General features: G+C 67.6%; 21 protein-coding genes and 4 tRNA genes. 12 read left to right on the top strand and 13 right to left on the bottom strand.

Annotation, left to right across the window (positions count from 1 at the left end):
• Window positions 1-114 precede the first annotated feature (114 nt).
• The 5 genes from ACFV4K_RS05090 to ACFV4K_RS05110 all read right to left on the bottom strand — a co-directional run bounded on the left by ACFV4K_RS05090 (window position 115) and on the right by ACFV4K_RS05110 (window position 1,560).
• On the bottom strand, window positions 115-285 hold the full coding sequence (locus ACFV4K_RS05090; protein ID WP_357089550.1) for a hypothetical protein: 171 nt from the start codon (window positions 283-285) through the stop codon (window positions 115-117).
• Window positions 286-484: 199 nt separating this feature from the next.
• Window positions 485-558: transfer RNA gene (locus ACFV4K_RS05095), tRNA-Phe, on the bottom strand.
• 61 nt (window positions 559-619) lie between these two features.
• Window positions 620-693, bottom strand: a tRNA-Asp gene (locus tag ACFV4K_RS05100).
• 36 nt (window positions 694-729) lie between these two features.
• Window positions 730-802 (bottom strand) — tRNA-Glu (locus ACFV4K_RS05105).
• 92 nt (window positions 803-894) lie between these two features.
• Window positions 895-1,560 carry a TetR/AcrR family transcriptional regulator gene (locus ACFV4K_RS05110; RefSeq protein WP_357089553.1) on the bottom strand — a complete coding sequence of 222 codons (666 nt, stop codon included), beginning with the start codon at window positions 1,558-1,560 and terminating at the stop codon, window positions 895-897.
• Window positions 1,561-2,654: 1,094 nt separating this feature from the next.
• On the opposite strand from ACFV4K_RS05110, the gene ACFV4K_RS05115 reads away from it, so the two are divergent.
• From ACFV4K_RS05115 to ACFV4K_RS05125, 3 genes are all read left to right on the top strand, one after another.
• Window positions 2,655-2,727: transfer RNA gene (locus ACFV4K_RS05115), tRNA-Lys, on the top strand.
• Window positions 2,728-2,861: 134 nt separating this feature from the next.
• Window positions 2,862-3,461, top strand: a complete 600-nt coding sequence (locus ACFV4K_RS05120) for a DUF937 domain-containing protein (RefSeq protein WP_379272205.1) — start codon at window positions 2,862-2,864, stop codon at window positions 3,459-3,461.
• Window positions 3,462-3,675: 214 nt separating this feature from the next.
• Window positions 3,676-4,659, top strand: coding sequence for an acyl-ACP desaturase (locus tag ACFV4K_RS05125; protein WP_379272207.1), 984 nt, complete (start codon window positions 3,676-3,678; stop codon window positions 4,657-4,659).
• Between the two features lie 64 nt (window positions 4,660-4,723).
• Here ACFV4K_RS05125 and ACFV4K_RS05130 read toward each other — a convergent pair whose 3' ends face one another.
• Entirely contained in the window at window positions 4,724-5,164 is a 441-nt protein-coding gene (locus ACFV4K_RS05130) for a MarR family winged helix-turn-helix transcriptional regulator (protein ID WP_379272209.1), read from the bottom strand.
• Between the two features lie 94 nt (window positions 5,165-5,258).
• Between ACFV4K_RS05130 and ACFV4K_RS05135 the strand changes: the two genes are divergently transcribed.
• From ACFV4K_RS05135 to phoU, 4 genes are all read left to right on the top strand, one after another.
• The gene (locus tag ACFV4K_RS05135; protein ID WP_379272211.1) at window positions 5,259-5,702 is read left to right on the top strand and encodes an SgcJ/EcaC family oxidoreductase; all 444 of its coding nucleotides are present in this window, start codon (window positions 5,259-5,261) and stop codon (window positions 5,700-5,702) included.
• 71 nt (window positions 5,703-5,773) lie between these two features.
• Window positions 5,774-6,922: a tRNA dihydrouridine synthase DusB gene (gene dusB, locus ACFV4K_RS05140; RefSeq protein WP_379272212.1), complete on the top strand. Its 1,149-nt coding sequence runs from the start codon at window positions 5,774-5,776 to the stop codon at window positions 6,920-6,922.
• A gap of 245 nt (window positions 6,923-7,167) precedes the next feature.
• On the top strand, window positions 7,168-9,312 hold the full coding sequence (locus ACFV4K_RS05145; RefSeq protein ID WP_379272214.1) for an LCP family protein: 2,145 nt from the start codon (window positions 7,168-7,170) through the stop codon (window positions 9,310-9,312).
• Window positions 9,313-9,423: 111 nt separating this feature from the next.
• A complete protein-coding gene (gene phoU, locus ACFV4K_RS05150) occupies window positions 9,424-10,095 on the top strand; it encodes a phosphate signaling complex protein PhoU (protein ID WP_357089567.1) in 672 nt (223 codons plus the stop codon).
• On the opposite strand, the gene ACFV4K_RS05155 is transcribed toward phoU, so the two are convergent.
• From ACFV4K_RS05155 to ACFV4K_RS05185, 7 genes are all read right to left on the bottom strand, one after another.
• Entirely contained in the window at window positions 10,092-11,708 is a 1,617-nt protein-coding gene (locus ACFV4K_RS05155) for an MFS transporter (RefSeq protein ID WP_379272215.1), read from the bottom strand. The genes phoU and ACFV4K_RS05155 overlap by 4 nt on opposite strands.
• A gap of 143 nt (window positions 11,709-11,851) precedes the next feature.
• Complete coding sequence (gene pstB / locus ACFV4K_RS05160) at window positions 11,852-12,628, bottom strand: phosphate ABC transporter ATP-binding protein PstB (RefSeq protein WP_379272217.1); 777 nt, start codon at window positions 12,626-12,628, stop codon at window positions 11,852-11,854.
• Window positions 12,629-12,640: 12 nt separating this feature from the next.
• The gene (gene pstA / locus ACFV4K_RS05165; protein ID WP_379272218.1) at window positions 12,641-13,540 is read right to left on the bottom strand and encodes a phosphate ABC transporter permease PstA; all 900 of its coding nucleotides are present in this window, start codon (window positions 13,538-13,540) and stop codon (window positions 12,641-12,643) included.
• The gene (gene pstC, locus ACFV4K_RS05170) at window positions 13,537-14,505 is read right to left on the bottom strand and encodes a phosphate ABC transporter permease subunit PstC (protein WP_379272220.1); all 969 of its coding nucleotides are present in this window, start codon (window positions 14,503-14,505) and stop codon (window positions 13,537-13,539) included. The genes pstA and pstC overlap by 4 nt, the downstream gene beginning before the upstream one ends.
• 111 nt (window positions 14,506-14,616) lie before the next feature.
• The gene (pstS, locus tag ACFV4K_RS05175; protein WP_379272236.1) at window positions 14,617-15,732 is read right to left on the bottom strand and encodes a phosphate ABC transporter substrate-binding protein PstS; all 1,116 of its coding nucleotides are present in this window, start codon (window positions 15,730-15,732) and stop codon (window positions 14,617-14,619) included.
• A gap of 229 nt (window positions 15,733-15,961) precedes the next feature.
• A complete protein-coding gene (mshD, locus tag ACFV4K_RS05180) occupies window positions 15,962-16,861 on the bottom strand; it encodes a mycothiol synthase (protein ID WP_379272222.1) in 900 nt (299 codons plus the stop codon).
• Window positions 16,861-17,616: a response regulator transcription factor gene (locus ACFV4K_RS05185; protein ID WP_357089585.1), complete on the bottom strand. Its 756-nt coding sequence runs from the start codon at window positions 17,614-17,616 to the stop codon at window positions 16,861-16,863. The genes mshD and ACFV4K_RS05185 overlap by 1 nt, the downstream gene beginning before the upstream one ends.
• A gap of 234 nt (window positions 17,617-17,850) precedes the next feature.
• Between ACFV4K_RS05185 and ACFV4K_RS05190 the strand changes: the two genes are divergently transcribed.
• The 5 genes from ACFV4K_RS05190 to ACFV4K_RS05210 all read left to right on the top strand — a co-directional run bounded on the left by ACFV4K_RS05190 (window position 17,851) and on the right by ACFV4K_RS05210 (window position 21,111).
• Window positions 17,851-18,723: an LmeA family phospholipid-binding protein gene (locus ACFV4K_RS05190; RefSeq protein ID WP_379272223.1), complete on the top strand. Its 873-nt coding sequence runs from the start codon at window positions 17,851-17,853 to the stop codon at window positions 18,721-18,723.
• A complete protein-coding gene (locus ACFV4K_RS05195; protein ID WP_379272225.1) occupies window positions 18,720-19,181 on the top strand; it encodes a thioredoxin family protein in 462 nt (153 codons plus the stop codon). Before ACFV4K_RS05190 ends, ACFV4K_RS05195 begins: the two co-directional genes overlap by 4 nt.
• Window positions 19,182-19,442: 261 nt before the next feature.
• Window positions 19,443-19,901: a DUF4395 domain-containing protein gene (locus ACFV4K_RS05200; RefSeq protein WP_379272226.1), complete on the top strand. Its 459-nt coding sequence runs from the start codon at window positions 19,443-19,445 to the stop codon at window positions 19,899-19,901.
• 65 nt (window positions 19,902-19,966) lie between these two features.
• Window positions 19,967-20,800, top strand: a complete 834-nt coding sequence (locus tag ACFV4K_RS05205) for a sulfurtransferase (RefSeq protein WP_379272228.1) — start codon at window positions 19,967-19,969, stop codon at window positions 20,798-20,800.
• Window positions 20,801-20,805: 5 nt separating this feature from the next.
• On the top strand, window positions 20,806-21,111 hold the full coding sequence (locus tag ACFV4K_RS05210) for a DUF1416 domain-containing protein (protein WP_379272229.1): 306 nt from the start codon (window positions 20,806-20,808) through the stop codon (window positions 21,109-21,111).
• The last annotated feature ends 118 nt before the right edge of the window (window positions 21,112-21,229 follow it).

Genomic DNA, 21,229 nt, shown 5'->3' on the forward strand with positions numbered 1-21,229 from the left:
ACCTTCAAGGTACGCCCTCCCGATCGGTCGTCTTCTCGCTACGAAACCGTACCTGGTCCACCTGAGTGCCTCGTGATCGCACCATGTAGGCGCGTCACCCCCGTCACCCCGGCGTCAGTCGTCCTCTTGGTCGGCACGCCGATTTCGCTCTCGCACAATATCCAACGCCCGCTCGGCTGTCGCCTGATCCGGATAAGGGCCCATCCGGTCACCGACCCAGCAGGACTTCCCCTGCTCCGCCTTGTGATGGGAGATGCAGTAATACCACTGGTTGTCCTCGGCCATGCAATCAAGCATTCCACCAAGATCGGACCCGCATACGACAAAACACGCAACGGCAGAACGATTCGGAATGATCCAGCGCGGGAGGGGGGGTCGGGGGGCGGAGCCCGCCGGCCGGGGTGTGGGGGCTCGGCCGCCACAAGATAGACGAAGGGAGCCCCGGCTCGCGTGTTCCGCGAGCAGGGGCTCCCTGCGATCGAAGTGGCCAGAGCCGGGATTGAACCGGCGACCTTCCGCTTTTCAGGCGGACGCTCGTACCAACTGAGCTACCTGGCCGAAAGGCACCCGATTCGAATGCCAAGTTTCGTGCGCTTCTTGCTGTCGCAAAAAGATCTTGCGACCCTGACGGGACTCGAACCCGCGACCTCCGCCGTGACAGGGCGGCGCGCTAACCAACTGCGCCACAGGGCCTTGCTACTTGCTCCGACAACGATGTCACCATCGTTGTACCCCCTACGGGATTCGAACCCGCGCTACCGCCTTGAAAGGGCGGCGTCCTAGGCCGCTAGACGAAGGGGGCCCGCCGGATTTCTCCGGACCGTTTGCTCAACGGCTTCCGTTGGGAGCGGAGATAGCTTATGACAGGCTCCGCGTGATTCCCAAATCAGCTGGTCAGAGTCCCAAGTTGAGATCTTCGAGCCGGGCGGACACCCGCCAGCCCACGCGGCGGAACTCCTCGGCCCACTCCGGTGTCGCGGTGGCGTCGACGATCACCTCGAGCGCCTCGGCGAACCGGGCTCGCAGATCGGCCGGGCCGGTGAGCACATCGGCGATGTAGCGCTGACCCGCGAGGGCCGCCGCCAGGGTGCGGGTGAACCGGTCCGGGTCCGAATCCGGGCGCAGCTGTTTGTGCTCCGCGGCCCGGACCGCGAGCTGCCGGATGGCGCGCCCGAGGATGCGGCCGCCGCCGGCCTGGATGTCGCGATAGAACTCCGGCTCGATGATGAGCCGGAACTCGGCCTGGATGATGATGTCGTTCTCCAGCCGCAACGCGATCTCGTCGATCATGCCGTGCAGCACGTCGAGTGGACCGAGATCGGTTCGGGTGAGCCACCTTTCGGTCGATGCCCGGTAGCGGTCGACCGCCGCTTCCAGCACCGCGCGCGCCAAGTCCTCCTTGGAGTCGAAGTGAAAGTACATGGCCCCCTTGGTCGCCCGGGAACCTTCCAATATGCGGTTGAGCGATGCAGCGGCATAGCCGCTCTTCCCGAACTCAACGGCGGCGGACCTGATGATCGCCGCGCGTGTCCGGCGGGCCCGCTCTTGCTGCCGTGCCATGCTCGAAACGCCTCCGAAGCTAGCTAACCGTCGCCGACCGCGGTACGGCCTCGACGCGAAGTTACGTGTCTTTCAAATACTTCAAATCGGGCTACGCCCGGAATTACCAAACTTTTGGTACGAAAAAGCGCGAGAAACTTGAAACACACCAACTGGTATAGCTTTTCCCGCCCGGTGCACCCCGGAGTGCGCACCCGGGCGTTCACGTCGTCCTGGTCCGCCTCCCCGCAGCTTCATCTGTTGGAGCCGCGATCGGATGGGCCGGTCGCGACACGTTCGGGCACATCAACGATAGGCCGAATCCCGTGCCGCCGGGGCAATCCCAGCTCCTCGGGAATTCACCAGTCGGTCACCGTACCCGGAAAGCACACCCAGCGTGACGTGTACCGGAAAGTCAGTTAGCCAGCACATCTCCTTTCGAAAACCGCAATTCCCCAGCAATCGTATGGACGATTGGTTCGAAACGACGAATTCGCCCATATCTCACCGAAGTTCGTGCCGGTGATCATGGAAACACGCGCCGACGCCGCCCGGCCCGCGGTACCGCCGAGCCGCCACCCCCGCGCTCGGACCGGTCCGGGACGGTCGCTTCTTTCCATCCCAAAAAGCTTGCCACGCATCACCATTGGATGATATTCACACTCCAGGGCCACGAAACAAACTGAGTGGCAAGGCGATTGCCGGGGCCGCCCGAGCCCAGGGTCGACCCGAGCCCGCGGTAGCGCGAACGGCCGCCCGGACGCGTCCGGGCACGACGGGACCACACCGTCACCTCACCCCGCCCACACTCCGCGCCGACCCCCGTGGCACCCCGGCTCTGCCCCGTCGCGGTGACGCACCGACCGGTCCGCACCCTCACAGCGCCACATCGTCCCTCCCGCACGCCGCCCCGGCTCCCCGAGCACCGGCGATCGGCACGGCCGGTCACACCATCGGCACAACCCGTCACGCCCCTCGCGCCGTACGAGCGCCCCTCCCCGACCCGCCGCGCACCCGAGGCAACACCATGACCTGCGCAAATACCGTCTGCCAGAGCGCAATCGGATACTCGTTTAACACTTGCGGGCCCCGCCTATTAAACTGACGTCCCGCACGCCCCTATAGCTCAGTTGGTAGAGCTACGGACTTTTAATCCGCAGGTCCCAGGTTCGAGCCCTGGTGGGGGCACAGCCGTGCGAGGGCCCGGAGCACCCGTTCCGGGCCCTCGCCGCATCCGCGAATCTGTAGCAATCTGTCCGGTTTTCACCTACCGTGACCGCGGTAGGGCTTTTCCCGGGAATCCATCACCACAGGCGGAGTTCATGACTTCCTTCGATGACCTGCTCTCTCGAGTGCCTATCGCCCAGATCGCCGAACAGCTCGGCGTCGACGAGGCCACCGCCAAGACCGCGGTCGACGCGGCCGTGCCCGTCCTGCTCGGCGGTTTCCAGGCACAGGCCGGCAACCCCGAGGTCGGTCTGAATCTGGAGAACGAGGTCGCCAACCAGCCGCTCGGTCTACTGGACGACGGCGTCGACATGAGTCAGGTGGATGTCTCCAACGGCAGCCAGATCGTCGACCAGACGTTCGGCGCCGAGAAGAACACCGTGATCAACGCGCTCGGCAATGTCGGCGGCAGCAACATCAGCCAGGACCTGATGGGCAAGCTGCTCCCGATGCTCGCGCCGATCGTGCTGGCCTACCTCGGCAAGAAGATGCTCGGCGGTGGCGACGGAGCGGCCGCTCAACCCAGCGCGGCCGGCGCCGGCGGCCTCGGCGACATCCTCGGCGGCCTGCTCGGCGGGGCCACCAGCGGCCAGGGCGGCGCGGGCGGTCTGGGCGATATCCTCGGCAAGGCCATGGGCCAGAACGCCGGTGGCGTCCTCGGCAGCGTCCTGGGCGGTCTGCTCGGGAAGAACTGATCTCACATCCATTGCTGATGCACGGCTAACGAAGCGCGGCCCACAGCGATAGACCCCCTAACGCTGTGGGCCGCGCTTCTTATGACATCCCTCACCAAGCTCGCAATGGCGCACAGATGAGTTTCACATCACCCTACGGTCACGTAAGGTATGGGCCGCGGCGGCAGGCCGGCGAGGGTACGACAGCACGACGCACGACACGAAGGGCATATGTATGGCAAAGGATCTGACTCAACTCGAGCTACTGACGGAGTTGGAGCCGGTTGCCGAGGAGAACGTCAATCGCCACCTCTCCCTGGCCAAGGAATGGCACCCGCACGATTACGTGCCGTGGGACGAGGGCCGCAACTTCGCGGCCATGGGCGGCGAGGACTGGGATCCGTCGCAGTCGAAGCTGAGTGAACTGGCCAAGGCGGCCATGATCACCAACCTGCTCACCGAGGACAACCTGCCCTCCTACCACCGTGAGATCGCCGAGAACTTCTCCCAGGACGGCGCCTGGGGCACCTGGGTCGGCCGCTGGACCGCCGAGGAGAACCGCCACGGCATCGTGATGCGCGACTACCTGGTCGTCACCCGCGGCGTCGACCCGGTCGCCCTCGAGCAGGCCCGCATGATCCACATGACCAACGGGTTCGCCTCCCCCACCGAGCAACTGGAGCAGACCGGCAGCGCCGGCTTCCTGCACTCGGTGGCGTACGTGACCTTCCAGGAACTCGCCACCCGCGTCTCGCACCGCAACACCGGCCGCGTCTGCGACGACCCCATCGCCGACCGCATGCTGCAGCGCATCGCCGCCGACGAGAACCTGCACATGATCTTCTACCGCAACATGTGCGGCGCGGCTCTGGATCTCTGCCCGGACCAGGCCCTCGAGGCGATCACCATGATCCTGGAGAACTTCCAGATGCCCGGCGCCGGCATGCCCAACTTCCGCCGCAACGGCGTGCTGATGGCCAAGCACGGCATCTACGACCTGCGCCAGCACCTCGAAGAGGTGGTGAACCCGGTGCTCAAGAAGTGGCAGATCTTCGAGCGCACCGACTTCACCGCGCGCGGCGAGGAGACCCGCGAGCGTCTGGGCCTCTTCCTCGAGCGGCTCGGCAAGGACGTCGTGAAGTTCGAGGAGCAGCGCGACAAGATGCTGGCCCGCGAGGCCGCCAAGCGCGATCGGGACCTGGCCTCGGCCAACGCCTGATCCGGCTCGAATTCGGCACGGCCCCTCGGGATTTCGGTCCCGGGGGGCCGTCGCCGTCCCCGGCTCAGTCGATCTCGTCGACCGCCTCCTGGAACGCCTGGCCCGCGCGCTCGAAGTAGTCGAACAGGACTTCCCGCTGCTCGGGGGTGTAGCCGAGCAGGATCTCGCCGATCTTGCGGCGCGCGGGCGCGAGCACCCGCTCGAGGTCGCCGGGGTTCGGGATCGGTTCGATGAGGACCTTGCGGCGGTCGGCGGCGTCGGGGACGCGGCGCACGTGGCCCGCCTGCTCCAGGCGGTCGATGAGGCGGGTGGTGGGCCCGGTGGTCAGTCCGGTGCGGGCGGCCAGCTCGCCCGGGGTCATGGCGCCGTTCAGGTCGAGGATGTTGAGGGCGTACAGATCGGTCGCGCCGAGTCCCACGGCCCGCGCTCCGGCCTGGGCGTGCAGCACCAGGGCGCTGAGGTAGCGGCGATAGATCGCACTGGCCCGTGCGGGGTCCGACAGCATGGGACGCCTCCGATTCAATTCTCTTCTTGAAGGAAGATACTTCTCATGAGAAGATGCTTTCCAGGAGCAGCAAATACCTGAAGGGGATTGAACCATGAACGGCAGCACCGATTTCGACGCCATCCACGCCCTGCTCGACCGCGTCGCCGCGGCCTGGAACGACGGCGACGGCACCGCCTACGGCCACTGCTTCACCGCCGACGCCACCGACGTCACCTTCGCCGGGACCGTCTACCACGGCGGCGCGGAGATCGGCCGGGCCCACCAGGCGCTGTTCGACTCCTTCCTGAAGGGCACCCGCATGTGGGGCGAGACCCTCGACATCCGCCGCTACGGCGGCGACACCGTCGTCGTCGTATCCGCCGGAGACGTGGACAAGAAGCAGCCGAAGAAGCTCGGCAAGCTCGTCACCTACACCGTCGTGCGCGACACCGACGGGGAGTGGCGAATCGCCGCCATCCAGAAGACCCAGCGCAAGCCCGTCCTGGAGGCGATCAGCTTCAAGTTCCAGCCCGGCACCCGGCCCGCCGCCCGCTGACGCTGTGACCGGGGGCACTCGAGTGGGCGGGCGGCTCTGGCCGCAACGGCGCGGATGAGAGACTGGGAGGCGTGACTGCCTCGCTCGAAGCCCCCAAGACCGAGTTGCGAATCGGGCCCTACCCGCTCGATCCGCCGGTCGTGCTGGCCCCGATGGCGGGCATCACCAATGTCGCCTTCCGCACCCTGTGCCGCGAATTCGGCAGCGCCACATCGCTGTACGTGTGCGAGATGATCACCGCCCGCGCCGTCGTCGAGCGCAACGAGAAGACTCTCAACATGATGGCCTTCGGCCCCGACGAATCGCCGCGCTCGATGCAGCTCTACGGCGTCGACCCCAAGACCCTCGGCGAGGCCGTGCGGATCATCGTCGGCGAGGGCTGGGCCGACCACATCGACATGAACCTGGGCTGCCCGGTCCGCAAGGTCACCCGCCTCGGCGGCGGCTCCGCCCTGCCCTACAAGCGGCGGCTGTTCCGCGAGATCGTGCGCGAAATGGTCTCGGCCGCAGGCGAAGTGCCGGTCACCTTCAAATTCCGCATCGGCATCGACGACGACCACACCACCTACCTCGACACCGGCCGGATCGCCGAAGAGGAAGGCGCGGCGATGGTTTCACTGCACGCCCGCACCGCCGCCCAGCTCTACTCCGGGCAGGCCGACTGGTCGGCCATCGCGCGGCTCAAGGAGACCGTCACCACGATTCCGGTGCTCGGCAACGGCGACATCTTCAGCGCCGACGACGCCCTGCGCATGATGGCCGAGACCGGCTGCGACGGCGTCGTGGTGGGCCGCGGCTGCCTGGGGCGGCCGTGGCTGTTCGGAGAACTCAGCGCGGCCCTGCGCGGCGAGCCCATTCCGGCCGGACCCTCGCTCGGCAAGGTCGGCGAGATCCTCTACCGGCACGCCGCCCTGCTCGTCGAGCACGACGGCGAGGACAAGGCCATGCGCGACATTCGCAAGCACATGGCCTGGTACCTGATGGGCTTCCCGGTCGGCTCCGCGCTGCGGCGGCAGTTCGCCACCGTGACCAACTTGGCTCAGATCGGCGATCTGGTCGGGCAGCTGGATCCGGACGTGCCGTTCCCGGAGGACGCGCTCGGACCACGCGGGCGGCAGGGCTCCCCGCAGACGAAGGTCGCGTTGCCCGACGGCTGGCTCGACGATCCGGAGGACGCGACCGTCCCGACCGCCGCCGACGTCATGCACTCCGGCGGCTAGCGACCGCCCTGGTTCAGCCGCCTGTCGCCGCCGGCGATCCGGCACGATCCGGTCAATGTCCGGCCCAGCTCCCGGGTGCGGGGCCGAGGCCCTGGCACACTTTGCGGAACGTTCGTCCCAGCGGTCGAAGCATTCCGACAGAGCAGAAAAAGCGGATCTACCTGGGTGGACACATGTTCGAGTGGTTCACCGTGGCGAAATCGTTATCATGGCCCTCGGCATCAAGAGCAAAGTGAGGTTCGTTGGTGGGTGACGATCGGTACGGGCGTACGCCACGGCCCGGAGGTCGCGCCCCCTGGGAGCGCTACTCCGAGGACGGGGACGATCTGTCGCGCGCGGGCCGCCGCTCCCGGCACACCGACGACGCCGACTCCGCCGCAGCCCCCATCTCCGTGCAGGACTTGGTCGAACGGGTGGACAGCGAGCGCCAGACGCGCCGCCGTCCCCGCCCCGACGCGGGCAAGCAGAACGCACCGGCGGCCACCAATGGCACGGCCGACCGAGAACCGGCCGCACCGGCACCCGTGCCCCCGCCGGAGAGCGCACCCGCCGCCGGCGCCCGGCCCGCCCCGGGCACCCAGCCTCCGCCCGCAGGACACCAGCCCGGCACGGGTTCACAGCGCACCGTGCGCGACGACAGCCACCTCCGCCGGGTGGCGGCGGCACCGGGCACCGGCCGGACCATCCGCCGCGCCGACCCGACCGCCGATCTGATCACCGACGAACTACCCCCGGTCACCGAGGCCATCCCCGCCGCCGCCCCGACCACCGCCGCGCGTGCCCGCGCCCTGCTGGGCCGCCGGGTCGCCTCGCCCGCCGACTATCCGACCACCGCGCTGCCCGCCTCCGTGGGTTCCGCGCCGGCCAGATGGATGTCGAGCACCCGACGCCGCCGCAGCCGCCGCGCCGGTCTGGTGGCCCGCGGCGCCACCGCGATGTTCGCGGTGCTCGCGCTGCTGGTGACCGCGGGCGGCTGGAGCTATCTGCGCGCCAAGGACGGCAACTTCCAGCAGGTCGTCGCGCTAGATCCGAACAGCACCGACGTCGTCGACGCCGACGGGCAGAACGGCGACGAGAACTTCCTGATCGTCGGCACCGACACCCGGGCGGGCACCAACAGCACGCTCGGCGCGGGCAGTGTGGACGACGCCGAGGGCGCGCGCTCGGACACCGTCATGCTGGTCAACATCCCGGCCAACCGGTCCCGCGTGGTCGCGGTGTCCTTCCCCCGCGACCTGGACGTCTCCCGTCCGATCTGCGAGGGCTGGGACAACGAGAAGGCGACCTACTCCAGCCAGAAGTTCCCGGCCGCCGACGGCGACAAGCTCAATGCCACCTACGCGCTGGGCGGGCCGAAGTGCCTGACCAAGGTGATCACCAAGATGTCGGGCCTGAAGATCAACCACTTCGTCGGCATCGACTTCGCCGGATTCGAGTCCATGGTCGACGTGGTCGGCGGCGTCGAGGTGTGCACCACCAAGCCGCTGGTCGACGAGGTCCTCGGTACCGTCCTCACCACCCCGGGCAGGCAGACGGTCAACGGTTCCACCGCGCTGGACTACGTGCGCGCCCGCCACGTGTACGGCGAGGAACGCAGCGACTACGACCGGATCAACCGGCAGCAGCGCTTTCTGTCGTCCCTGCTGCGCAGCGCGCTGTCCAGCAAGGTGCTGTTCGACCCGGCCAAGCTCGACGGGTTCATCAACGCCTTCGCGAAGCACTCGTTCATGGACAGCGTCACCACCAAGGACCTGCTCACGCTGGGCCGTTCCATGCAGAAGATGCAGGCCGGGAGCATCACCTTCCTGACCGTCCCGACCGCGGGCACCACGTCGTACGGCAACGAGATCCCGCGCGAGTCGGACATCAAGGCCATCTTCCGCGCGGTCATCGACGACCAGCCGCTGCCCGGTGAGAAGAAGTCCGAACCCCCGGCGGCCCCCGCCGGCGTGCCCGTCGCCAAACCCAAACCGGCCGCGGTGGATCCGCAGACGGTCTCGGTGCAGGTGTCCAACGGTTCCGGCCAGGGCGGCATCGCGGGCACCACCGCGACCAAGCTGGCCGCGCAGGGCTTCCAGATCTACAGCACCGGCAACTACGCCGACGGCGTCTCCGCCAAGACCAAGGTCCGCTACTCCAGCGGCCACGAGGCCGACGCCGGAACCGTGGCCAGCGCGATTCCGGGCTCGATCCTGGAACCGGCGAGCGGGCTGGGCAGCATCGTCGAGGTCGTGGTGGGGTCCGATTTCTCGGGCACCGTGAAGACCCCGACCGCCTTCGGGCAGACCCTGCCCGACACGCCGAGCGACGCGGGCGGGCCCAGTGCGGCTCCGGTCACACTGCCCTCCGATCTCGAGCATGTGAACGCCGCCGACGACCTCTGCAAGTAGGCCGTCCACCGGACCGGTCGGAGCTGCGGCGACTTTGCCGGAACCGACCGGAACCTACGTTTAACCCACCGTTGGTGACTTGGTCAAGGACGCGCACTAATGTCTTGACTCATGCGTGTCATCTACAACGAACAAATGGCCGAGCTCGCCGATCTGCTCGGCGGCATGGCCGGGCTCGCCGGATCGGCGATGGAGCGGGCCACCGAGTCCCTGCTCACCGCCGATCTCGAGCTCGCGGAGCAGGTGATCAGCGAGTACGACCGGATCGCCGAGATGATCACCCTGGCCGAGGAGAAGGCCTTCGCGCTGCTCGCGCTGCAGGCCCCGGTCGCCGGTGATTTGCGGCAGGTCGTCAGCGCCATCCAGATCGTCTCCGACGTGAACCGGATGGGTGTGCTGTCCCTGCACGTCGCCAAGATGACCCGGCGGCGCTTCCCGGCCCACGCCGTGCCGGAGGCCGTGAACAGCTACTTCGCCGAGATGGGCCGCGTCGCGGTCAAGATGGGCGCCACCGCCAAGGAGGTGCTGGAGACCCGCGATCCCGAGCGGGCCGCCAAGCTCACCGACGACGACGAGGCGATGGACGACCTGCGCAAGCACCTGTTCACGCTGATCATGGACCGCGACTGGCAGTTCGGCGTCGCGGCGGCCGTGGACGTGGCGCTGCTGGGTCGCTACTACGAGCGCTTCGCAGACCACGCCGTGGAGATCGGCCGCCGCGTCGTCTTCCTCGTCACCGGCGTGCTGCCGCCCGACCCGGATTCCGAGAAGGAATCGATCTAGTCCTCGTCGGACTCACGCCAGCCCATCAGGACCGAACGGCCCCGTTCGGGACGCCAGGGCAAGGTCGCGGCGACGATGACCGCGCACACGACCAGGGTGCCGACCGCGACGTACGACGCGGCCTCGGCGCCCTGCATCGCCGCGACCTTCATGGCGTGAATCAGATCCGCTTTCGCCGGTGCGACAAGCGGATTCACCGGGGCCTTCACGATCTCCAGGACGCTGATCGGCGTATTGCTCGCCAACTCCTTCTGCCGCGGATTCATGATCTGCGCGGGAATCGCCGCGATCCGGCCGCCGATCCGGTCGGCGTACACCGAGGTCATGATCGACCCGAGCAGGGCCACTCCGAGAGCTCCGCCCACCTCCCGCGTGGTGTCGTTGACCGCCGAGCCCGCACCGGCTTCCTCCAGAGGCACCGCGCCCATGATGGATTCGGTCGCCGGACCCTGAACCACCGCGAATCCCAGGCCCATCAGGATCATGGACACCACCACCGGTCCCAGATACGGGGTGTCGACGGTGGTCCGGCCCGCGATGTACATGGCCACCGCCAGGATCAGCAGCCCCGACACCACCATGGCCGTGGCGCCCAGCCGCTGTGCCAGCAGGGTCGCGATGGGCGCGCCGAAGCCGACCGCCACCGCGAAAGGCAGTGAGTGGATGCCGAATTCGAGCGGCGACAACTCCTTCACGCCCTGGAAGTACTGGGTGATCAGGAACAGGAAGCCGAACGCCGAGAAGTAGGACACGGTGATGGCCAGCGACGGCAGCGCGAAGCGGCGGTCGCGGAACAGGCGCATGTTCAGCACGGGCGCGGGCACGCGTAGTTCCCAGGCCACGAACGCGGCCAGCAGCGCGGCCGAGAGCAGGTAGCCCGCAAGGCTTTCGGCGGCGAACCAGCCGTGCTTGGGGGCCTCGATGATGGACCACACCAGCGCGGTCACCCCGGCCAGGGAGAGCAGGATGCCGACCCGGTCTAGCCGATCCACGTGCGGTGCACGGGATTCCGGCACGGTGGCCAGCACCGCGCCGATGGCCACCAGCGCCACCGGGACATTGATCCAGAACACCGAATGCCAGGAGAAGTACTCGAGCAGCCAGCCGCCCACGGTCGGCCCGATGGCGATGGCGATCCCGGCCATGGCCGTCCACAGCGCGATGGCGGCGGCACGTTCGCGGGACTTGGTGAAGATATTGGTGAGCAGGGCCAGGGTGGCAGGGAAGACCACGGCCGCGAACACGCCCATGCCGGCGCGGGCCGCGATGACCTGGCCGAGGCCGGAGGACAGCGCGCCCGCCGCGGACATGACCGCGACGCCGCCCAGTCCGATGATCATGAACAGCCGTCGCCCGTAGCGGTCGCCCAGGTGTCCCATGGCGAGCAGCAGACCGGAGAAGGCCAGGGTGAACGCGTCCACGATCCATTGCAGGCCGCTCATGTCGGCCCGCAGTTGCAGGGCCATGGACGGCAGGGCCACATTGACCAGCGTGTTGTCCAGGACCACGAGCAGTTCCGCGAGACAGATGGCGACCAGCGCCGCGATCTTCGCCCGTTGCGGCAGGTCCGCCGCGGCCCGTCCGGATTTCGGGCTCGCCGTTGAGACGGTCATCCGACACCTCCTTGTACTAAACCAATCGGTTTACCAACGAGCGTCAGACTAACTGTTACTAACAGTTGCACACAACCACCCAGGGCATAGAAAACGACCCCTGCCACAAGGGCAGGGGCCGTCCGACGCCGGAAGGTCTGTGACTATCCGAATCGACCCGAGATGTAGTCCTCGGTCTGCTTCTGCGACGGGTTCGAGAAGATCTTCTCGGTCTCGTCGATCTCGATGAGCTTGCCCGGCTTGCCCTGCGCCTCCAGGTTGAAGAAGGCGGTCTGGTCACTCACACGCGCGGCCTGCTGCATGTTGTGGGTGACGATGACGATGGTGTACTCCTTCTTCAGCTCGGTGATCAGATCCTCGATCGCGAGCGTGGAGATGGGGTCCAGGGCCGAACACGGCTCGTCCATGAGCAGCACGTCCGGCGACACCGCGATGGCGCGGGCGATGCACAGACGCTGCTGCTGACCACCGGAGAGGCCGCCGCCCGGCTTGTCCAGGCGGTCCTTGACCTCGTTCCAGAGGTTGGCGCCGCGCAGCGACTGCTCGGCCACCTCGTCCAGCTGGCCCTTGTTGCGCACGCCCTGCAGCTTCAGACCGGCTACCACATTGTCGCGAATCGACATGGTGGGGAACGGGTTCGGCCGCTGGAACACCATGCCGATGGTGCGGCGCACGCCGACCGGGTCGACGGTGGCGCCGTAGATGTCCTCGCCGTCGAGCAGCACCGCGCCCTCGACGCGGGCATCCGGGGTCACCTCGTGCATGCGGTTGAGCGCGCGCAGCACGGTCGACTTGCCACAACCGGACGGACCGATGAAGGCGGTCACGCTGCGCGGCAGCACCGTCAGCCCGACATTGGCGACCGCGTGGAACTTGCCGTAGTAGATATTGAGGTCTTTGACGTCAATTCGCTTGGCCATCAGTCTTTCCTTCTATCGGTTCCGCGTGAGCAGCTTGTTCACCGCCGCGGCGGCGAGGTACAGCAGCGCGATGATCAGGATCAGGGTCAGCGCGGCACCCCAGATGCGCTCGCGGCCGGCGGGCTCGGGGTTCGACAGCTCCTGGTACATCAGCAGCGGAAGCGAGGCCATATTGCCGTTGAAGACATCGAAGTTGATCGCCTTGGAGTAACCCACCAGCACCAGCACGGGCGCGGTCTCACCCATGACACGGGCGACGGCCAGCAGCATGCCGGAGATCATGCCGGGCGCGGCGGTCGGAATGACGATCCGCACAATGGTTTTCCACTTCGGGATACCGAGCGCGTAGGACGCCTCACGCAGTTCGTCCGGAACCAGCTTGAGCATTTCCTCGGTGCTGCGCACCACCACCGGCAGCATCAGCAGCACCAGGGCCAGCGACACCGCGAAGGCGCTCTGCGGGTTGCCGAAGGTGGCGATCCAGAGCGCGAAGATGAAGAGCGCGGCCACGATCGAGGGCACACCCGCGAGGATGTCGACCATGAAGGTGGTGGTCTTGGCCAGCCAGCCCCGGCCGTACTCGACCAGGTAGACCGCGGCCATGATGCCCAGCGGCACCGCGATCACCGCGGCGATGCCGGACTGCACGATGGTGCCGTAGATGGCGTGATAGACACCGCCGGTGCGCTGGTCGGGCAGGACGCCGTTCTGCGACTTGGTCCACCAGCCGGCCGAGGCCACGATGGCCCCGCCCTTCTGCAGCACCACGAACAGCACCCACAGCAGCGGCACCAGCGCGAGGCCGAAGCACAACCAGACCAGGCCGGTGGCGACGTTGTTCTTGATCCGGCGAACGGGGCTGACGTGCCGGAAGGTCGGCGCCTTGACCGGCTTGTCGAGTGTGGTGGTCATCCGTTGACCTTCCCGCCGGCGGCGAGCCGAGCCAGTGCGTTGACGACGAACGTCAGTGCGAACAACACGAAACCGGCGGCGATGTAGGCGCCGGTCGGCAGCTTCGAGCTGAATTCCGAAGCCGCGGAGGCGATCTTCGAGGCGAAGGTGTAGCCGCCGTCGAACAGCGACCAGCTGCCCGCCTTGGTCGAGGTGCGCAGCACGATGAGGACCGCGATGGTCTCACCGAGCGCGCGGCCCAGGCCCAGCATGGAACCGGCGATCACGCCGGAGCGACCGAAGGGCAGCACGGTGAGGCGCACGACCTCCCACTTGGTGGCGCCCAGCGCCTGCGCCGCCTCGATGTGCGAGCGCGGGGTCAGGCCGAACACCTCCCGGGAGACCGAGGTGATGATCGGCAGGATCATCACCGCGAGCACCACGCCCGCGGTGAAGATCGTGCCGCCGCCGGCAATGCTGACATTGCCGTCGGAGAAGAGGAACAACCAGCTCAGGTGCTTGTTCAGGAAGTCCTGGAAGGGCCCCAGCTTGGGGGCCACGACCAGGAATCCCCAGAGACCGAACACGATCGACGGCACCGCGGCCAGCAGATCCACGATGACCGAGAACGGACGCGCCAGCGCCTTCGGCGAATACTGCGTCAGGAACAGCGCGATCCCCACACCGACCGGCACCGCGATGGCAAGGGCGAACAGCGAACTCAGCACCGTGACCATGAACAGGTCCTTGATGCCGAACTGCAGGTTGTTCTCGTCCTTGACGTTGAACTCGGTGGTGGTGAAGAAGTTCGCCTTGTTCGCCATGATCGAGGGCCACGCCCGGATCAGAAGGAACAGGGCGATCAGGGCGATGGCGGCGACGATGATCCCGCCGGCGGCTGTGGCCGCCGAGCGGAAAGCGAACTCCGCGCCGAACTTCTTGGGTGCGCGCCCCGCGGCCGGGGTGGTGCTGGGTTCGGTCGGCATGAGCGCAGTATCCCCCGGCAGTTGGGCACGGTCTTCCCGCGGGTCGGTCGAAACGGACAGACCCGCGGATGCAATGTCGTCGTGCACGGTCATCGTGTTTCGATCAGGCGATCAGGAGATGGCGTTGATCGCGGTGGTGAGCTTGGTCTTGAACGCGTCCGGCAGCGGCACGTAGCCGGCGTCGGCGAGACCGGTCTGGCCGTTGCCGACCGCCGAGGTCAGGAACGCCTTGACGGCCTTGGCGGTGTCGGCGTCGCTGTACTTCGAGCAGACGATCTCGTAGGTGGCCAGCATGATCGGGTACGCGCCCGCGGCGGTGGGCTTGTAGATCGAGCTGTTGTCCAGCACCAGGTCGTTGCCCTCGCCCTTGATCTTGGCGGCGTCGACGGCCTTGCCCGCGGACTCGGCGGTCAGCTCGACCGGCTTCGGGTCGTTGGAGGTGGCGGTGGTCAGCACGCGCACCGAGGACAGCTTCTGCGCCTTGGCGAAGGACCACTCGGTGTAGGTGATGGTGAACTTGGTGTTCGCGACCGCGGCCGAGGTGCCGTCCGAGCCCTTGGCGCCCTCGCCGACGCCACCGTTGAACGCCTTGCCGGCGCCCTTGGTGTAGCCACCGGCGGTGGTCAGGTACTTCTGGAAGTTGTCGGTGGTGCCCGACTCGTCGGAGCGGAAGATCACGCCGATCTTGTCCGACGGCAGCTTGTCGGCCTTGTTGGTGTTCAGGGCCCGGATCGCCTGGTCGTTCCACGCGGTGATGTCACCGGAGAAGATCTTGGCGATGGTCGGCGGGTCCAGGACCAGGTCCTCGATGCCGGGCAGGTTGTAGGCCACGGAGATCGGGCCGAAGACGGCCGGCAGGTTCCAGGCAGGGCTGGCGCAACGAGCGGCGGCCTTATCGGTCTCGCCCTTCTCGGCGTTCAGCGGCGAGTCGGAGCCCGCGAAATCGGTCTGGTTGCCGATGAACTCGTTGACGCCGGCGCCCGAGCCCGAACCGGTGTAGTCGAGCTTCGCGCCCGCGCAGTTGGTCTGGTACGCGGCGACGAAGCGGTCCATCGCGTTCTTCTGCGCGGTGGAACCACTGGCCTTCAGCGAGGTCTTGCCGCCACAGGCGACATCGATCTTGGCGCCGCCGCCGGTGGCGTTGTTGTCACTGCCACAAGCCGACAGAGTCAGGGCGCCGGCCGCGGCCAACACACCGAGCAGGGCGCTGCTGCGCTTGAGATTCACCAATTCCTCCGGGGGAATCACTTGCACGTCCAACCCCTCAACGGTCGGACGGGCGCGTTTGGCGGCTGTTCGCTGCGAACTAGCGCACCGGGCAGCGGTCTGCGGCCCACTTGCAACGTAAGGGCGGCTGGTAGACAGTTGGACCAGGGCAGGTGAACGCGAGATGAACAACCCACCCTGATTGCGGCACACTGCGTGTGACATTAGCCGCATCGTTGCCGAGCGTAATTTACGACACGCTGGAGTAGGCGACGTCGATGTGGAATCGAGTGAAACCGAGCCGGGTGTAGGTGTGCACGGCCGCGGTGTTGTCGCCCTCGGTGTAGAGCAGCACGGCGTCCAGGCCGCGGTCCTTCAGATAGTGCAGACCCGCCAGCGTGAGCAGCCGGCCGAGGCCGCGCCCCTGCGCGTCGGGTTCGATGCCGACCACGTAGACCTCGCCGATCGGCGGCGTCTCGTCGGAATGCACCTTGGTCCAGTGGAATCCGAGGATGCGGTCCGGGTGGGCCGGATCCACGGCGATGAACAGACCCTTCGGGTCGAACCAGGATTCGGCGCGGCGGGCGTCGATATCGCGCTGGGTCCAGCCGCCTTGCTCGGGATGCCAGGAGAAGGCCGAGGCGTTCACGCGGAGCAGTTCCGCGTCGTCCGAAGGCCCGGCGTAGGTGCGCAGTTCAAGTTCGGCGGGCACCGTCAACTCGGGTAGCTCTGAGTTAGCCAGCTCTCTTCGCATTTGCCACAATTCACGCGAAACGGACAAGCCCAGTCGGGCCGCCACCGCCCGCGCGGGCGGCAGGTCACCGTGCGCCCACACGCGCGCGCCGGGACCCCCGGCCGCCAGCGCGGCAGCCACCAGACCTGCGCCGATACCGTGGCCGCGGGCCGACGGATCGACCGCCACCTCCGCCATCGCCGGGTGCTCGTCGTGCGCGGGCACGAGGTTCGCGTACCCCACGACCACGCCGTCCCGGATGTCCACCAGATGTCTTGCGGGCGAATCAGTTCCGGCCAGCGAGAGCACCGCCTGCTCCGACACCGGGGCCACGCCGTCGGCCGCGGTGGCCCGCTCCAGCAGCGCCCGTACCTGCCCGGCCGTCTCGGAATCGGGCCGGTCGGTCCAGGAAGTCATCAGATCGCGCCGTTCGCCGAGGTCAGTTCGGAGTCGTCGGTGCCGTCGGAGTCGGGGAAGGTGACCGCGTCGCCCTTGCCCGGGGTGCGCGCCGGGCGCACCGCCTTGTATCCGACATTGCGCACGGTGCCGATCAACGACTCGTACTCGCTGCCGAGCTTGGCGCGCAGTCGTCGCACGTGCACGTCCACGGTGCGGGTGCCGCCGAAGAAGTCGTAGCCCCAGACCTCCTGGAGCAGCTGGGCGCGGGTGAACACCCGGCCGGCGTGCTGCGCCAGGTACTTGAGGAGCTCGAACTCCTTGTACGTCAGGTCCAGCGGGCGGCCGCGCAGTCGCGCGGTGTAGGTGCCCTCGTCGATGACCAGCTCACCGAGGGTGATCTTGCCGGTGTTCTCCGGGCTGGCCACGCCGCCGTTGCGCGCCACCAGGAGTCGCAGCCGGGCGTCCAGTTCGGCGGGCCCGGTACCGGGCAGCAAGATGTCGTCCAGGCCCCAGTCGGCGTTCACCGCGACCAGACCGCCCTCGGTCAGCACGGCCACCACCGGCACCGACGAGCCGGTGCTCCCCAGCAAACGACACAGGCCGCGCGCGGCGGCCAGGTCGGTGCGCGCGTCCACCAGCGCCACGTCGGCGGATCCCGCCTCGAGCAGGGACGCCACCTCCGTCGGAGCGGGCCGCACGTGATGCGGCAGCAACGCCAGCGACGGCAGCACCGCCTCGGGGTTGGGGTCGGAGGTCAGCAGGAGCAGCTCCATGGGGGCCCTCCATCCCATCTGGCATGTGTGTGGCTACCGCGCTGTCGGCCACTACCTCATGCAGGTCATCACAGGTAATCGCTGCCTACATTAGCCTGTGGTGTCTCGGAATCGCCCCCCGCTGCCGCCACGGGCGGGTTGACGGCGCGAATCACCAGCGTCCGCCCCTCGCGAGCGGACTCCCGTAGGTGGATCCGACGCGGATCGGCGACGGCCCCCTATTAGGGTGCAGCTATGCGTTTCCGGAGGCTGCTCATCGGATTGCTCTGCCTGGCAGGGCTGGTCGTGCTGCTCGATTTCGGGGTCGCCGCCTACTCCGAGTACCGCGTCTCCCGGCTGCTGCGAACCGGTTCGGATCTGAGCGCCGACCCGGAGATCACCTTCCACGAGTCGCTGCGCCACCCCTTCGTGGTCCAGTCCCTGGACGGCGAGTACATCAATATGGACATCCGCGCCCGGGCCATGCGCCCCGACATCCCCGGCAAGATCATGGTCGAGGCCAATCTGAAGGGCGTCCGCCTGCCCATGCGTCAGCTGATCGACGGCGAGGTGGCGCAGGTCCCGGTCGACGAGGTGCAGGCCCGCATGCGCATCGAACCCAATGAGCTCGGCCGGCTGTTCAAGATTCCGGACCTCCAGGTCTTCGGCCCGCCCACCGACAAGTCCGACGGCTCCGGCAATGCCGCCGGCACCGGTCCCAGCACCACGGGCATCATCATCCTGGAGGGCACCGTGCCGATCGGCCCGAACGCCGACACCGTCCCGGTCGCCGATTCGCGCGCCGACACCGCGCAGAAGGTCGCCAAGAAGAAGGTCCACGTGCTGGCGGAACTGAAACTCGAGGGCGCCGAGGTACGCATCACCGCGATCTCGATCGCCGGGCGCGATCTGCAGTCCGACTCCGATTCGGTGCTGCCCGAACAGGATCGGACCGTGATCTCCGAACAGGACAAGCCAGCCATCCTGGCCCGCTTCACCCACACCATCGACACCCGCAATATGCCGTTCGGCATCGCGCCCACCTCGGTGGAGGCCAATGCCGGGCAGATCGTGGTGGAGGGCACCGGTCGCGCCGTGACCGTCGACCTGGATCGGCTACAGAAATGATCGCCCTCGGAATCCTGACGGTCATGCTGGTCGCGGCGGTCGCCGTGGGCCTGCTGCTGCGCCGCAACGAGGGCCGGGTGCGCGAGCGTGCCGCCGCGCCGCGGCCGCTCGAGCCGGAATCCAACCGGGCCGCCCTGCTGGCCGCGGCCGGGGTGATCCCGGGCCGCCCGACCGTCCTGCACTTCTCCGCCGACTGGTGCGGCCCGTGCGCGGCCGTGCGGCGCGTGGTCGCGGGCGTGGTGGCCGAACTGGCCGCCGCCGAGCTGCCGCCGCTGGATCTGGAGGTCGACATCGACGAGTTCGCGGAGCTCGCCCGGGAGCTGAACGTGCTCTCGCTGCCGACCACTTTCGGATTGGATTCTCGAGGATTGGAACGCTTCCGGATCTCCGGCGTTCCGAAGGCCGCGGATCTGCGCACGTCAATGGCCTCTTTGACAGTCGCCGCGACCGATGAGTGACCAGCATTACGGACCCCGGGTCCAATTTCCCCCGAAAATTGGGTAAACTCCCTCTCGTGCAATCCAACCGCGAGCTGATGCTCACCCGACGCCGCACGGTAGACCTGTGCCGGCTCGGTGGTTGTTGCTGCCTGTGCCGCTAGCCGGTCGGCCTTTCTATAACTCTGTCGCCGACCGGTTGTATCCCCCGCTGTTGAGAGATCATGTCGATCCTCCGGCGATCCGGCCAATACATCCTCGAGCGCAGGAGTACTTCCTTCCATGTCGAACACCATTACGAGCGCACCGCCCGTGGAGCAGGTCGACGTCCGGGGTCCCCGGTTCGCGGCCTGGATCACCACCGCGGCGCTCGCCCTGGTCCTGATTCTCGCTTCCGTCTCGGTCCCCGCGGCCGCCGTACTGCTGGCCGCGCAGGCCGCGGTCTTCGGCCTGGGCGCGGCCGGCGGCCCCAAGCGCAGCCCGTACGGCCGGATCTACGCCACCCTGGTCGCGCCGCGCAACGGCGTGCCGACCGAGCTGGAACCCGTTGCCCCGCTGCGGTTCGCACAGCTGGTGGGTCTGATCTTCGCGGTGCTGGGCGTGATCGGCTTCGCCGCCGGCAGCACGGTGGTGGGCTCGATCTTCGCCGGATTCGCGCTGTTCGCGGCCTTCCTGAACGCGGCGTTCGGCATCTGCCTGGGTTGCCAGATCTATCCGCTGGTCGCCCGACTCCGCCCCTGACCATTCCTATTACTCAGCCACACGAACGCAACGCCTGAACACGGCACCGCACCGAAAGGAACAACATGGCTCGCTCCGATGTCCTGGTCTCCGCAGACTGGGTCGAAGAGAACCTGAACACCCCGGGCGTCGTCCTGGTCGAGGTGGACGAGGACACCTCGGCCTACGACCTGGGGCACATCGAGGGCGCCGTGCGTCTCGACTGGAAGAAGGACCTGCAGGACCAGGTCCGCCGCGACTTCGTGAACCAGGAGCAGTTCTCCGCGCTGCTGTCCGAGCGCGGTATCTCCAACGACGACACCGTGGTGCTGTACGGCGGCAACAACAACTGGTTCGCCGCCTACGCCTACTGGTACTTCAAGCTCTACGGCCACCAGGACGTGAAGCTGCTCGACGGTGGCCGCAAGAAGTGGGAGCTGGACGGCCGCCCGCTGGTCAAGGACGTCAAGGTGCGCCCGGGCACCGACTACAAGGCCTCCGCGCAGGACCTGTCCATCCGCGCCTTCCGTGACGAGGTCATCGACGCCATCGGCGCCAAGAACCTGGTCGACGTGCGTTCGCCCGACGAGTTCTCGGGCAAGATCCTGGCTCCGGCGCACCTGCCGCAGGAGCAGTCGCAGCGTCCGGGCCACATCCCCGGCGCCATCAACGTCCCGTGGTCCAAGGCCGCGAACGAGGACGGCACCTTCAAGAGCGACGCCGAGCTGGCGGAGATCTACAAGGATGCCGGTCTGGACGGCGAGAAGCAGACCATCGCGTACTGCCGCATCGGCGAGCGTTCCTCGCACACCTGGTTCGTGCTGCAGGAGCTGCTGGGCCACCAGAACGTCAAGAACTACGACGGGTCCTGGACCGAATACGGTTCCCTCGTCGGTGCACCGATCGAGTTGGGAGCGTAATCAATATGTGTGCAGCACCTACCCAGGGACAGGCCATCCCGGCCGGCGTCGACGTCGAGAAGGAGACGGTCATCACCGGCCGCGTCCTGACCGCTGACGGCCAGACCGTCGGTGGCGCGTTCGTCCGCTTGCTGGACGGCAACGGCGACTTCACCGCCGAGGTCGTGGCCTCGGGCACCGGCGACTTCCGCTTCTTCGCCGCGCCGGGCTCGTGGACCATCCGCGCGCTGTCGGCGTCCGGCAACGGCACCGCCGAGGTGTCGCCGGAGGGCAACGGCATCCACAACGTGGACGTCACCGTCGCCAAGTAGGCGAAACATCAAGAACGGCCCCGGGATTCATGATCCCGGGGCCGTTCTCGTCTGTCGGCGCGTTTTTCCCGGGGTCGTTTTCACCGGATCGCGGCGGTGCGATTAGACTCCGAGACGT

Origin of the sequence: Nocardia sp. NPDC059764 (assembly GCF_042732555.1) — a bacterium.
Taxonomy (GTDB): domain Bacteria; phylum Actinomycetota; class Actinomycetes; order Mycobacteriales; family Mycobacteriaceae; genus Nocardia.

What these genes read in the sequence shown, in the direction of transcription:
- ACFV4K_RS05090 (WP_357089550.1), bottom strand. Translation starts at nt 285, where the DNA reads ATGGCCGAGGACAACCAGTGGTATTACTGCATCTCCCATCACAAGGCG.
- phoU (WP_357089567.1), top strand. Translation starts at nt 9,424, where the DNA reads ATGCGTGTCATCTACAACGAACAAATGGCCGAGCTCGCCGATCTGCTC.
- ACFV4K_RS05135 (WP_379272211.1), top strand. Translation starts at nt 5,259, where the DNA reads ATGAACGGCAGCACCGATTTCGACGCCATCCACGCCCTGCTCGACCGC.
- ACFV4K_RS05210 (WP_379272229.1), top strand. Translation starts at nt 20,806, where the DNA reads ATGTGTGCAGCACCTACCCAGGGACAGGCCATCCCGGCCGGCGTCGAC.
- pstC (WP_379272220.1), bottom strand. Translation starts at nt 14,505, where the DNA reads ATGCCGACCGAACCCAGCACCACCCCGGCCGCGGGGCGCGCACCCAAG.
- ACFV4K_RS05125 (WP_379272207.1), top strand. Translation starts at nt 3,676, where the DNA reads ATGGCAAAGGATCTGACTCAACTCGAGCTACTGACGGAGTTGGAGCCG.
- ACFV4K_RS05120 (WP_379272205.1), top strand. Translation starts at nt 2,862, where the DNA reads ATGACTTCCTTCGATGACCTGCTCTCTCGAGTGCCTATCGCCCAGATC.
- ACFV4K_RS05185 (WP_357089585.1), bottom strand. Translation starts at nt 17,616, where the DNA reads ATGGAGCTGCTCCTGCTGACCTCCGACCCCAACCCCGAGGCGGTGCTG.
- pstA (WP_379272218.1), bottom strand. Translation starts at nt 13,540, where the DNA reads ATGACCACCACACTCGACAAGCCGGTCAAGGCGCCGACCTTCCGGCAC.
- ACFV4K_RS05200 (WP_379272226.1), top strand. Translation starts at nt 19,443, where the DNA reads ATGTCGAACACCATTACGAGCGCACCGCCCGTGGAGCAGGTCGACGTC.
- pstB (WP_379272217.1), bottom strand. Translation starts at nt 12,628, where the DNA reads ATGGCCAAGCGAATTGACGTCAAAGACCTCAATATCTACTACGGCAAG.
- mshD (WP_379272222.1), bottom strand. Translation starts at nt 16,861, where the DNA reads ATGACTTCCTGGACCGACCGGCCCGATTCCGAGACGGCCGGGCAGGTA.
- ACFV4K_RS05155 (WP_379272215.1), bottom strand. Translation starts at nt 11,708, where the DNA reads ATGACCGTCTCAACGGCGAGCCCGAAATCCGGACGGGCCGCGGCGGAC.
- ACFV4K_RS05205 (WP_379272228.1), top strand. Translation starts at nt 19,967, where the DNA reads ATGGCTCGCTCCGATGTCCTGGTCTCCGCAGACTGGGTCGAAGAGAAC.
- ACFV4K_RS05110 (WP_357089553.1), bottom strand. Translation starts at nt 1,560, where the DNA reads ATGGCACGGCAGCAAGAGCGGGCCCGCCGGACACGCGCGGCGATCATC.
- ACFV4K_RS05190 (WP_379272223.1), top strand. Translation starts at nt 17,851, where the DNA reads ATGCGTTTCCGGAGGCTGCTCATCGGATTGCTCTGCCTGGCAGGGCTG.
- ACFV4K_RS05130 (WP_379272209.1), bottom strand. Translation starts at nt 5,164, where the DNA reads ATGCTGTCGGACCCCGCACGGGCCAGTGCGATCTATCGCCGCTACCTC.
- ACFV4K_RS05195 (WP_379272225.1), top strand. Translation starts at nt 18,720, where the DNA reads ATGATCGCCCTCGGAATCCTGACGGTCATGCTGGTCGCGGCGGTCGCC.